Raw genomic sequence first — 11,651 nt, 5'->3', positions numbered from 1 at the left:
CTACCGGTAGTTGACGAACTGCAGCGCGATGTCGAGGTCGGCGTTCTTGAGCAGTGCGATCACGGCCTGCAGGTCGTCGCGCTTCTTGCTGCTCACGCGCAGCTCCTCGCCCTGGATACGACGTACCGCGGGTCGTCGTGGACCCAGCACCGGGCGGACAGGGTGCCGGCGTGCCCGGGCAGGGGGAAAGCGGTGGTGTCGCTCATCGAGGCTCCTCACGATGTGGCCGTCTGCCAGAACAGCCAAGCACTGCCGACGGCTCCGGCGCGGTATTCGCGCCGTCGTCGCCCGGGTGTCGCGTCGTCGTGCGGTGCCGGACCCCTGTGACCGGGTCGGCACCGCACGAGGGAACTCGTCGGCGGCCCGATTCGTCGTATTCTGTGACAGGAAGTCGTCGTCTATTGCAGAGAGAGCCATGAGACGCGCCAAGCGCAAACCTCGAAGACCCTCCCCGCCCCCGAGTGACGCCCCGTCCGTCACCGCCCATCGGAGCCGACCGTGCTGACCGTCCTCGGTATCGCACTCGGCATCCTCGTGGTCCTGGCCATCACGGCCCTGACCGGCTATTTCGTGGCCCAGGAATTCGCCTACATGGCGGTGGACCGGTCCCGGCTCAAGGCGCGTGCCGAAGCCGGCGACGCCGCCGCGGCCCGCGCCCTGTCGGTCACCCGCCGCACCTCGTTCATGCTCTCCGGCGCTCAGCTCGGCATCACCGTGACCGGCCTGCTCGTCGGCTATGTCGCCGAACCGCTCATCGGCAGCGGCCTCGGGGAGCTCCTCGGTGGTGTCGGCATCCCGACCGCGGTCGGGGTGGCGGTCGGCACGGTGCTGGCGGTGTTGTTCTCCACCGTGGTGCAGATGGTCTTCGGGGAGCTGTTCCCGAAGAACCTCGCGATCGCCCGGCCCGAGCCGGTCGCTCGATGGCTGGCGCTGTCCACCACGCTCTACCTGAAGCTGTTCGGCTGGTTGATCCGGTTGTTCGACGCCTCGTCGAACCTGCTGCTGCGCGCGCTGCGGATCGAACCGGTGCACGACGTGGAGCACTCGGCCACCGTCCGCGACCTCGAGCACATCGTGGCCGAATCGCGCGACGCCGGCGATCTGCCCACGGAGTTGTCGACCCTGCTCGACCGGATCCTCGACTTCCCGACCCGCACCGCCGAGCACGCCATGATTCCGCGTGCCCGCGTGGACTACGTCCGCGCGGGGGAACCCGTGACGCGGGTGCTGGCGAGGATGAGCGAGGGCCACACCCGGTACCCGGTCGTCGGCTTCTCCGCCGACGACCTGCGCGGTGTGGTGCATCTGCACGATCTGCTCGCCCTGGACGCGACGACCGGGACGGCCGGGACGGTGTGCCGGCCCGCGGTGATCGTGCCCACGACGCTGCCGCTGCCCGATGTGCTGGCCCGGTTGACCGAGGGGCAGGAGGAGATGGCGTTGGTGGTCGACGAGTACGGCGGCTTCGCCGGCGTCGTCACCGTCGAGGACATGGCCGAGGAACTCGTCGGGGAGATCGCCGACGAACACGACACCGCCGTCGAGACGCAGGTGATCACCCGCCAGGGTGAGGGCTGGGTCATCCGCGGCGACGTGCACCTCGACGAGGTCGCCCGCACCCTCGACCAGGAGCTGCCCGAGGGCGACTACGAAACCCTCGCCGGCCTGGTCATCGCCGAGTTCGGCGGCCTGCCCGCCGTCGGCGACACCGTCGCGATCCCGCTGGAGCCCGACCCGGCCGACCTGGTGCACGAGAGCGCACCCCCGGCGCGGACGCTGATCGCCGAGGTCCGCGAGATCGACCGGCGCGTGCCGTCCTCGGTGCTGGTGACCGTGCGCACCGACGGCGAGGTGACCGGCGATGAGTAATCCCTGGATCGTGCTCGCCGTGACGGTCGGGCTGATCGCGGCGAGCGCATTCTTCGTCGCGGTCGAGTTCGCGCTCATCGCCGCCCGCCGGCACCGCCTCGAGGACGCCGCCCCGCACAGCCGTGCCGCCCGCGCGGCGCTGCGCAGCGCCTCGGAGCTGTCGGTCCTGCTCGCCGGGTCCCAGCTCGGCATCACCGTGTGCACCCTGGCCCTCGGTGCGGTGACCAAGCCCGCCGTGCACCACTGGCTCACTCCCGTGTTCGAGGACTGGGGCGCTCCGCTCTGGCTGGCCGACGTCGCCGGCTTCGTCCTGGCGCTGATCATCGTGACGTTCCTGCATCTGGTGGTCGGGGAGATGGCCCCGAAGTCCTGGGCGATCGCGCACCCGGAGAAGTCGGCGACCATGCTCGCGCTCCCGATGCGCGCGTTCATGTGGTTGACCCGGCCGGTGATCGTGCAGCTCAACCACCTGGCCAACTGGTGCCTGCGGCGGGTCGGTGTCGTCCCGGTCGACCAGGTCGGCGCCGGACAGGACCCGGATGCGTTGCGGCACCTGGTCGAGCACTCGGCCACCGTGGGCACCCTCGACGAGCGCTACCACGGGCACCTGACCAGCGCGCTCGAACTCGAGGCCCTCACCGTCGGCGACATCGTCCGCCCCAACGCCCGCCCGAGCAGTGTCACCCCTGACGCGGACGCCGCGCAGATCCGGGACACCGCCCGGCGCACCGGGCACCTGCGGTTGCTCGTGCGGGGCAACGGGCACGTCGACGGGGTGGTGCACGTGCGGGACAGCCTGCACGCCGCCGACGGGGTGACCGCCGCCGAGTTGATGCGCCCGGCGCTGACCCTCGAGACGGCGGTGCCGGTGTACGAGGCGCTGCGCACCATGCGCGAGACCCGCAACCACCTGGCCACCGTCACCGACAACGGCCGGGTGGTCGGGCTGATCACCCTCGCTGACGTCCTCGAACGCCTGCTCCCGACGGCCGACGCGGGGGCCTGATCCCCCGGCGTGGGGGTCCCGGTGCGCGGGCCGAGGCGCAGCGGCGGCAACGCCGGACATTCCCAGTCCCGGCGCGCGCTGCTAACCTCCGTTGCTAGAACACGTTCTAGCAACGGAGGTTTTCGCATGGCCCCGACTCCCGTCGCGATCCGCGCCACCGTCGAGTCCTACATCCGGTCGGTCGCGAAAGGGACCACCGACGAGGTGCTCGCCCTCTACGCCCCCGGTGCCACGGTCGAGGACCCGATCGGCACGGACGTTCGCACCACCGAGGCGTCCCTGCGTGAGTTCTACTCGATGATCGAGCCGCTCACCCAGACCGGCGAGTTGCTCACCCTGAAGATCGCCGCCGGCAACGCGGCCTTCCTGTTCCGGCTCACCACCCACCTCGGCGAGCAGGATCTCGTCATGGAGGTCATCGACGTCATGACCTTCGACGACGACGCGCGGATCACGAGCATGAAGGCCTACTGGAGCCAGGAGGACATGCAGACCCTCCCCGCCTCCTGAACCCGAACTGTTTCACGTGGAACATCCCCCTCCGGAGGCCGTGCGATCGGTATCCGAACCGCCGCCGCGTTCCTAGACTGGGAGCCGTATCCCGCGTCTTCCCGGTGAGGAGACACGACATGGCCGACGGTCCCGGGTGGCCGCCATGACCGGGTCGGCGCTCGTCGACATCCTGCTGGTCCTGGTGTTCGTCCTGATCGGCGGCGTCTTCGCCGGCACCGAGCTGGCCCTGGTGTCGCTGCGCGAGAGTCAGATTCGTGCACTCGAGGAACGCGGCCGGCGCGGCCGCCGGACGGCCGCGCTGGCGAAGGATCCCAACCGTTTCCTGTCCGCGGTGCAGATCGGCGTCACGGTGGCCGGGTTCTTCTCCGCTGCCTACGGCGCCTCGTCCATCGCACCGAACCTCGCCCCGGCCCTCGAGTCGTGGGGGCTGCCCGCCGCGGCGGCGAGCGCCGCCGCCCTCATCGGCACCACACTGGTGATCGCCTACCTCTCCCTGGTGCTCGGCGAACTCGTCCCCAAGCGCATCGCCCTGCAGCGGGCCACCGGGGTGTCGCTGCTGACCGCACCGGCCCTGGACCGGTTCGCCACCCTGATGCGACCGGTGATCCGGCTGCTGTCGGTCTCCACCGACGGACTCGTCCGGCTGCTCGGAGCCGACCCGGCGCGCCGGAGCGAGGAGATCACCCACGAGGAGCTGCGCGAACTGCTGCTCGGCCATTCGGCAGTGCCGGAGGACGAGCGCACGGTGCTCGCGGAGGTGTTCGACGCTGGACAGCGATCGCTGCTCGAGGTGATGCGTCCGCGCACCGAGGTCGACTTCCTGCCCGCCGGCACCCCGATCCCGGCGGCGCGCGAACAGGCGCTGGCGGGTACGCACAGCCGGTACCCCGTCGTCGGATCGTCGCTCGACGACGTCGTGGGCTTCGTGCACCTGCGCGACCTGCTGCTCGCCGATCCGGCGAACGCCTCGACCGTCGCCGACGTGTGCCGGCCCATCCTCTCGTTGCCCGGCTCCAAACCGGCACTCGCGACACTGTCGCTGATGCGCCGGAACAACGACCAGATCGCCCTCGTCGTCGACGAGTACGGCGGCACCGCCGGGATCGCGACGCTCGAGGACATTGTCGAGGAGATCGTCGGCGAGATCGGCGACGAGTTCGAACCGACCGAGCAGGCCTCGGTCACGCCCGCTCCGGCGCAGCCCGAAACACAGCAGGTGGACGGTCTGCTGATCGTCGAGGACTTCGAACGCGCCACCGGGATCGGGCTGCCCGAAGGCCCCTACGAGACCGTCGCGGGGTGCATGCTGCACCGCCTCCAGCGCCTTCCACGACTCGGCGACAGCATCACCGTCGACGGCCATCGCCTCACCGTGAGCGAGTTGGACGGCCGTCGGATCGCCCGCCTCCGGCTGGCGCGCGAGGGCTGAAGCCGACCGAAACCACCCGAGATGCGGAGGGGTTCCGCCTACCATGGGCGGGTGGCCGCCGGCACCGCTGCGCGCGGATTCGGGATGGTACTCGCGCTGACTGCGCTCGCCGTGGGGGGATGCTCCACGGACGGTCCGTCGCGAACCGAGCCGGTACGCCTGGACCTCGCGACGTCGCGCGGTGAGCATCCGTGGAGCGTCCTGCTCCTGCCCGACCAGGTACCGGTCGCCGTTCCACCGGCACCGCAGGCCGAGCTTCCCGTTCCCGACGACGGCCCGGTGACGGTGTCCGGAGACCGGACCGGGCTCTACGGCGGCAGCCTGGAGCGCGAGCTGTGCGACCGCGAGCGGCTCGCCGGCACGCTCGAGCAGGACCCGGCCAAGCAGGAGGCCTGGCTCGACGTATTCGACGTCGCCGACGCCCGGGGATACCTGCGCACACTGACGCCGGTGCTGCTGCGTGCGGACACCCGGGTCACCGATCACGAGTATCGCGGCGGGCGCGCGGTGCCCGTGCAGTCCGTCCTCGAGGCCGGAACCGTCGTTCTCGTCGACGACCGCGGCGTCCCCCGCGTGCGGTGTGCACCGGGGAGCCCGCTGCTCTCCCCCGTCCTGTCCTCGGGTCAGGATCTCGAAGGCGAGGGCTGGTCGGGCCTCGACGAGGAACGGCTGTTCGTGGTGCAGCCGGGTGCGGCGCCCGTCGGTGAATTGACCGTCGTCGACGTCACCACCGGCAATCTGCTGGCGGTGCCCATCGGTGCCGGCCCCAAGCAACCGGCACCCGGGGCGATCGACCCGGTACCGCCGCCCGCACCGGAAACGTCTCCCGCGTTGGTGCCGGACGTGGACATTGCGGCGCCCGCGCCGCGGGCCCCGGCGCCACCCCCGGAGCCACCGCCGCCTCCCCCGCCGCCGCCACCGCCGCCTCCCCCGCCGCCTGCGCCGGAGCCGCTTCCCCCGGCACCGGCACCGGCTCCGGCGCCTGCCCCGGCGCCTGCCCCGCCGCCACCACCGCAGATCCGCATCCAGCTGCCGAACGGGGCGCCGGTCGTGATTCCGCTGCCGTTCTGACGACGGCTCAGCGGGGCCGCAGCACGATCTCCGTCGGGTGCGCGTCGGCCGGTGTCTGGACCGCCTGGCGCACTGCGCGCGCCACGGTCGACGCCTTCAGGAAACGTTCCGGTTCGTAGATCCGGCCCTCGCTCGCGACGATCGCACGCTGCATGTCGGTGTCGATCCGGCCAGGATGCACCGATGTCACTCGCAGCGCCGGCTCCTCCTGCCGCAGGACGTCGGAGAACGCGCGCAACGCGAACTTGCTGGCGGCGTACGCACCCCAGCCGGCCTTCGCGTTCAGCCCGGCCCCCGAGTTGAGCAGCACGACATGGCCGTTCGCGGCCCGCAGCGCCGGCAGGAGCAGACGCGTCAGCTCCACCACCGCCACCACGTTCGACTCGAACATCTCCCGCCACTGCGCGATTCCGCCGTCGGCGATCGTCCCGAGCTCGGCGAGGCCCGCGTTGTGTACCAGCACGTCCAACCGGTCGATGCCCGAGCAGGCCGTGGCCACCGCCTCGTGGTCGAGCAGGTCGACCGGCCACGGCACCGCCTCCGGGATCTCCTCGCAGATCGCCCGGAGCGACTCCGCGCGCCGGCCCCCGAGCAGCAGGTCGTGGCTGGGGGCGAGTTCCCGGGCGATGGCGGCGCCGACGCCGCGGCCGCCACCGGTGATCAGGGCTGAAGGTCGCATGCGACGACCCTAGGCGAGGATCCCGGTCGACGTGCCGTCCGTGGCCGACCCCACGCGCGGCGGCCGCGGAAAGTGCATCTCCACAAGCGCTTTCGGCCGCGACAGCAGATACTCGCGCAGCACGTTGCGCACCCGGGTGCGCAGCCGGCAGTCGCACCCGGCCACCACGCCGGCCATGTCGATCCCTGCGCGCCGCCCCAGCGCGACGGCCCGCGGAAGATGGAAGTCCTGGGTGGCGATCAGGGCCGTCGTCACGCCGTAGACCTGTGCGGCGCGATGGCAGGTGTCGTATGTGTCGAGCCCGTAGGGGTCGGTGGCGATCACTTCCCGTCCCACGCCGTGCGCCACCAGATAGCCGGTCATCGCCGCGATCTCGTCCCCGGACCGGCCCCCCGCGTCGCCCGAGACGAGCACGCTGCGGGCGCGGCCGTCCGCGAGCAGAGCGACGGCGACGTCGAGGCGCCCGCGCAGCATCGGCATGGGCCATCCGTTCCGGACCCGGGCACCCGGCACGATCACCACCGGCGCCGTCGGCGCGTCGGCGAGGGTGTACAGCCGCCCCGCCGCGGGCGCCGCGACCCGGGCCGAGACCCCGGCCAGCGCCAGCGTCCCTCCGGCCACCCCGATCGCGGTTCCGGTCACCGTCCGCCGCCACCTCGCATTTGTGCGCATGTGCCCCACGCTACGGACCGCCGTGGCGAGAATGGACGCATGGACCCGGTGGACGCCCTGCGGGAGGTCGCGTTCTGGCTCGAACGCGAACGGGCCGAGAGCTACCGCGTGAAGGCCTACCGCCACGCCGCCGACGTCGTCGCCCGGTTGAGCCCCGAGCAGCGCGCCGCACGGCGCCGTACGGACAGCTGGACCGCCCTCGCCGGCGTCGGCCCGAAGACCGCCACCGTGATCCGGGAAGCCTTCGACGGGGTGCCCGCGTACCTGCAGCAACTGCGCGCGGAGGCCGAGCCGATCGGCCGCGGCGGTGCGGAACTGCTGGAGGCCCTGCAGGGCGATCTCCACGTGCATTCGGACTGGTCGGACGGTGGCAGCCCGATCGCCGAGATGATGCGGACCGCCGCGGCACTCGGGCGCCGATACTGCGCGCTCACCGACCATTCCCCCCGGCTGAAGGTGGCCAACGGGCTCACGGCCGAGCGGTTGCGCACCCAGTTGGGGGTCGTCGCCGACCTCAACCGCGTCCTCGCGGACAGCGGCCGCCCCTTTCGCATTCTCACCGGGATCGAGGTGGACATCCTCGACGACGGCACCCTCGACCAGGACGAGGGTCTGCTCGCCGAACTCGACGTCGTGGTGGCGAGCGTGCACTCGAATCTGCGGGCCGACCGGGCGGTCATGACGAAGCGGATGCTGAAGGCGGTGCAGAACCCGCACGTCGACGTGCTCGGGCACTGCACGGGCCGGCTGGTGCAGGGTGGGCGCGGCACCCGCCCGGAGTCGCGGTTCGACGCCGAGGCGGTGTTCTCGGCGTGCCGCGACCACAGCACCGCGGTGGAGATCAACGCGCGCCCCGAGCGGCAGGACCCGCCCGAGCGGCTGATCGACCTCGCACTGAATCTCGGTTGCCGCTTCGCGATCGACACCGACGCGCACGCGCCCGGACAGCTGGACTGGATCGGGTACGGCTGCGAACGGGCCGCCGAACGCGGGGTCGAGGCCGGGGACGTGATCAACACGTGGCCGGTCGATGACCTGCTCGCCTGGACCGCCGGCCGGACGGGTTGACGGGTCAGCCGGTGGCCACCTCGTTGGCCGGGACCGTGGCCGGCGGTCGGCACTCGGCGTCGAGGAGGACGCGGGCGTCGGCGGCGAACCGGCGGACCTGTGCGTCGGTCCAGACCTGGGCGGGCACTCCCCCGCCGAGCAGGTCCCTGGCCAGGGCCGGGGACTGCCCGAGCGGTGCGTCGCTGCCGGCGATGACGATGTTGCCGTAGCGGCGGCCCTTGAGCATCGCCGGATCCGCGATGATCGCGGTGTGCTCGAAGATGCTGCCGATGGTGGCCGCCTCCCGCCGGGCGGTGGTCAGATCCCGGGTGTCACCACAGTTGACGACGTAGACGCCGCCCGCATCGAGCACCCGGCGGGCGTGCCGGGTGAACTCGACCGTGGTCAGCGCGACGGGCGTCCGGTTGATCGCGAAGACGTCGCGGACGATCACGTCGCGGGTCGCGTCGGTCAGCGAGGCGAGGACCGCCCGCGCCTCCCCCACCCGGATCCGCAGCAGCGGGGCACGGGGCAGGTCGAACCAGTCCCGGACGAGTTCGGCGAGCCGGCCGTCGATCTCGACCACCACCTGCCGCGCGTTCGGATAGGTGGCGGCGAGGTAGCGGGCCATGGAACAGGCCCCTCCGCCGAGGTGCAGCACGCGCAGCCGCTCGTCCCGGGGCCGCTGTGATTCGAGCAGTTGCGCGATCCACCGCATGTACTCGAATTCGAGCAGCGTGGGATCGGCGAGATCGATGTGGGAGCTGGGCACCCCGTTGACCTCGAGCACCCAGCCGTCCGGCAGGTACCGGTCCTTGACGAGCTCGCAGGTGCCGGTGTCGATGTCGTAGATGCCCTCGGCCGGACCGCGACCGGACCCCGGCGCGGCCCGACGCTCCCGCTGCCTGCCCATGACATCGAGGGTAGCCGGGCCGCGAGGGCCGTCGGGATCCGGTCCCCGGGCGCGCTCGGTCGGCGCGCTCCGAGGGTTCCTGGCCGAGGGAACCGAGCGCGCCTACGCGAAGGACTACCGACTGTTTCTTCGGGTTGCTGTATCGGCGCGAGAAGTACTGGGACGAGACCGATTACGAGGAGATCTACGACGACGAGTTGTGGCGTCGGCGGTCGGTGGACAACTCGCGCCGCATCGGCGGCAGCACATGGGCGCGGTCGTTGTCTGCGTTCAAGAACGGGATTTGTTGTGCGACGGTGGTTTACAGCTGTATGGAGGCGGCGACCGCTGCCGCCGGACGGGGTGGGAGGACCGCCTCGACCGTCGCGTGAGGACCCGATCCGGGTGATCGGCGAAAGGGAACGCCCCCTCCCGCCGCCCACGGCGTGTCCCGCTCTGTGTCATCGGGTTCATGGTGCATCGCCGGTGTCGCGCGTGAGGGCCTACGTGAGCGCACGGAATGTCGGATATGTTGTCCGACAATGCCTCTACGCGGCCGGGCTGCGGCCCGCCGACCGCTCCCGCCCGGCGGGCCTGGTAGCTATCTAGCTGATGATTAGCTTGCAAGCAAGCACCCCGAGGGGTAATCTGTCTCACAGTCGCGTTGCACTCCAGGCGCGGGGTCAACCGAGAGGCGGTCATCCCATGCAGAAGAAGACGCCGAGCGCTTCGACGCTGGAAGAACCCCAGTTCATGAAGACGGCGGGGCTGCGTGTCCGCTACCGAGTCCGGGGCGACGGGCCGGCCCTGCTGATGATCAACGGTATCGGCCTCCCCCTGGAGTTCTGGCGTCCACTCGAGGCCCGGCTCGGGCGGTTTCGAACCATCACGGTCGACCCGCCGGGGTCCGGGCATTCCTCGGTCCCCCGCGGCCGCTTCGGCGTCCGCGAGCACGCGGGCGTCATAGATGATCTCCTCGAGCACCTCGGGATCGACTCGGCCGGCGTGCTCGGCCTGTCGTTCGGCGGGATGGTGGCGCAGGAGCTGGCGCGCCGGAGTCCCGGACGCGTCGAGAGGCTCGCGCTGGCCTCGACGAACTGCGGCCTGGGCGGCATGCCCAGCCCGCCGAGGGCGCTGACCGCCGTCTTCAACCCGGTGAGCTTCTACTCCCCGGCGTATTTCCGCAAGGTCGCCCCGCTGATCTACGCCGAGGGGATCGTCGACGATCCCGCGCTCCTCGACGAGCACCTCGAGATCCGCCGGGACTGCCGGCCGTCGTTGCGGGGCCATGTCGTCCAGCTCCGCGCGGCCTTCGAGTGGACCAGTCGACCGTGGCTGCGCCACCTGCCGATGCCCGTGCTCGTGATCGCGGGGAGCGACGACCGGCTCGTGCCGACCGTCAACGGCCGGATCATCGCCAAGGCCGTCCCTCACGGCCGCCTGGAGATCATCGACGGGGGCAGCCACCTGTGCGTGCTCCAGGAGACCGCCCGGGCGGCGCAGCTCATCGGGGACTTCCTCGATGAGGACTGAGCCGCCCGTGCCCTGCGATACTGCGCACCTGTTCCACGGGCTTCGAGCGTGTGTTCAGCCCCGAGCGTGTCAGTAAACTCGCGAGTATGAGGAGACCGTCGGCACAGCTCGGGGAAATCATCCGACGGCAGCGAGAATTCAACAAGTTCACCCTGCGGCAGTTCGCCGAGATGGCCGGGATCTCGAATCCGTACCTCTCGCAGATCGAGCGCGGACTGCGCGCCCCCTCGGCAACCGTCATCGATGCCATCGCACGCTCGCTGAACATCAGCGCCGACATTCTCTACGAGCAGGCCGGCTTTCCCGCAGGCGACCGCGACGGCGACGACGCACGTGCACGAATCGAAGCCGCCCTCGAGGCCGACCCGGCCCTCGCGCCTCGACAGCGACGCGCCCTGATGGAGATCTACGACGCCATGGTGATGGCGGGTCCGGTTCCTCGCCCGCGCCGCCGCAGTTAGTCCTCGCCGCGTGATGCTCGGCAGTCGATCCGCACCAAGGATTCGAGGTTCCAGATCACGGCGGGTGGGAAGCCGCGCCTGCCGACGATCCTGACGAAGCAGACGAGCTATGTGGCGGTTGCGGCTGGGGGCTGATAGTCGGCGTCGGGTAGGGGGCGTCGGCAGATTTCGTGGGCTTCGTCGGCCGAGACGCCGAACATGCGCAACAGGTCCTCGGTGACCTGGTCGGTGGCCTCCGCGTCGTCACGTTCGGGGTGGTCGTGCAGCAGTTGACCCAGGCATAGCGCGGCCCCTGCTGCGACTGTCATGGCCAGTTCGGGATCGCGCACGCTGAACCGGCCCGAACGGGCAGCTGCCTCGATGTCCCGGCGAGCTCTCGGCGCCAGGCCCTTGTCCGAGCCGATCAGACTCAGACCGTTGCTGAGCAGAACCTTGCTCAGCTCGGGATTCCTGCGATGGAGGCGTCCGGTCAGACGGAA

At 71.0% G+C, this 11,651-nt stretch carries 11 protein-coding genes and 2 pseudogenes; 8 read left to right on the top strand and 5 right to left on the bottom strand.

The annotated features are described in order from the left end of the window. Window positions 1-120, bottom strand: a pseudogene (locus AIIKEEIJ_RS07080) (DUF520 family protein); the annotation flags it as partial. 378 nt (window positions 121-498) lie between these two features. Here AIIKEEIJ_RS07080 and AIIKEEIJ_RS07070 point away from each other — a divergent pair. The 5 genes from AIIKEEIJ_RS07070 to AIIKEEIJ_RS07050 all read left to right on the top strand — a co-directional run bounded on the left by AIIKEEIJ_RS07070 (window position 499) and on the right by AIIKEEIJ_RS07050 (window position 5,888). Continuing rightward, the gene (locus tag AIIKEEIJ_RS07070) at window positions 499-1,869 is read left to right on the top strand and encodes a hemolysin family protein (protein WP_072633783.1); all 1,371 of its coding nucleotides are present in this window, start codon (window positions 499-501) and stop codon (window positions 1,867-1,869) included. Continuing rightward, window positions 1,862-2,875: a hemolysin family protein gene (locus tag AIIKEEIJ_RS07065; protein ID WP_029546770.1), complete on the top strand. Its 1,014-nt coding sequence runs from the start codon at window positions 1,862-1,864 to the stop codon at window positions 2,873-2,875. Before AIIKEEIJ_RS07070 ends, AIIKEEIJ_RS07065 begins: the two co-directional genes overlap by 8 nt. A gap of 126 nt (window positions 2,876-3,001) precedes the next feature. Beyond that, complete coding sequence (locus tag AIIKEEIJ_RS07060) at window positions 3,002-3,385, top strand: nuclear transport factor 2 family protein (protein WP_006934380.1); 384 nt, start codon at window positions 3,002-3,004, stop codon at window positions 3,383-3,385. A 145-nt stretch (window positions 3,386-3,530) separates the two neighbouring features. Further along, window positions 3,531-4,817 (top strand): CNNM domain-containing protein, encoded by a 1,287-nt coding sequence (locus AIIKEEIJ_RS07055; protein ID WP_161995290.1) that lies wholly within the window; start codon window positions 3,531-3,533, stop codon window positions 4,815-4,817. A 51-nt stretch (window positions 4,818-4,868) separates the two neighbouring features. Then, window positions 4,869-5,888, top strand: a complete 1,020-nt coding sequence (locus AIIKEEIJ_RS07050; RefSeq protein ID WP_161995289.1) for a DUF6777 domain-containing protein — start codon at window positions 4,869-4,871, stop codon at window positions 5,886-5,888. Window positions 5,889-5,895: 7 nt separating this feature from the next. On the opposite strand, the gene AIIKEEIJ_RS07045 is transcribed toward AIIKEEIJ_RS07050, so the two are convergent. Further along, entirely contained in the window at window positions 5,896-6,567 is a 672-nt protein-coding gene (locus tag AIIKEEIJ_RS07045) for an SDR family oxidoreductase (RefSeq protein WP_065923261.1), read from the bottom strand. Window positions 6,568-6,576: 9 nt separating this feature from the next. Then, complete coding sequence (locus tag AIIKEEIJ_RS07040) at window positions 6,577-7,239, bottom strand: SanA/YdcF family protein (RefSeq protein WP_170914002.1); 663 nt, start codon at window positions 7,237-7,239, stop codon at window positions 6,577-6,579. A 39-nt stretch (window positions 7,240-7,278) separates the two neighbouring features. Between AIIKEEIJ_RS07040 and AIIKEEIJ_RS07035 the strand changes: the two genes are divergently transcribed. Continuing rightward, window positions 7,279-8,307: a PHP domain-containing protein gene (locus AIIKEEIJ_RS07035; RefSeq protein ID WP_161995288.1), complete on the top strand. Its 1,029-nt coding sequence runs from the start codon at window positions 7,279-7,281 to the stop codon at window positions 8,305-8,307. Window positions 8,308-8,311: 4 nt separating this feature from the next. Here the strand turns inward: AIIKEEIJ_RS07035 and AIIKEEIJ_RS07030 are convergent, their stop codons facing one another. Continuing rightward, window positions 8,312-9,199 carry a fused MFS/spermidine synthase gene (locus AIIKEEIJ_RS07030; protein WP_161995287.1) on the bottom strand — a complete coding sequence of 296 codons (888 nt, stop codon included), beginning with the start codon at window positions 9,197-9,199 and terminating at the stop codon, window positions 8,312-8,314. A gap of 684 nt (window positions 9,200-9,883) precedes the next feature. On the opposite strand from AIIKEEIJ_RS07030, the gene AIIKEEIJ_RS07025 reads away from it, so the two are divergent. Together AIIKEEIJ_RS07025 and AIIKEEIJ_RS07020 are read left to right on the top strand one after the other, a co-directional pair. Further along, entirely contained in the window at window positions 9,884-10,711 is an 828-nt protein-coding gene (locus AIIKEEIJ_RS07025; protein WP_161995286.1) for an alpha/beta fold hydrolase, read from the top strand. Between the two features lie 86 nt (window positions 10,712-10,797). After that, window positions 10,798-11,172 carry a helix-turn-helix domain-containing protein gene (locus tag AIIKEEIJ_RS07020; RefSeq protein WP_029546762.1) on the top strand — a complete coding sequence of 125 codons (375 nt, stop codon included), beginning with the start codon at window positions 10,798-10,800 and terminating at the stop codon, window positions 11,170-11,172. Between the two features lie 107 nt (window positions 11,173-11,279). Here AIIKEEIJ_RS07020 and AIIKEEIJ_RS07015 read toward each other — a convergent pair. Next, window positions 11,280-11,651: pseudogene (locus AIIKEEIJ_RS07015) on the bottom strand (TetR/AcrR family transcriptional regulator); the annotation flags it as partial.

The sequence above is a fragment of the Rhodococcus sp. YH1 genome (assembly GCF_009939605.1).
In the GTDB taxonomy this organism is placed as follows: Bacteria; Actinomycetota; Actinomycetes; order Mycobacteriales; family Mycobacteriaceae; genus Rhodococcus; species Rhodococcus aetherivorans.
Note: the sequence above shows the minus strand (reverse complement) of the source record. Positions and strands in the feature narration are given on the sequence as shown.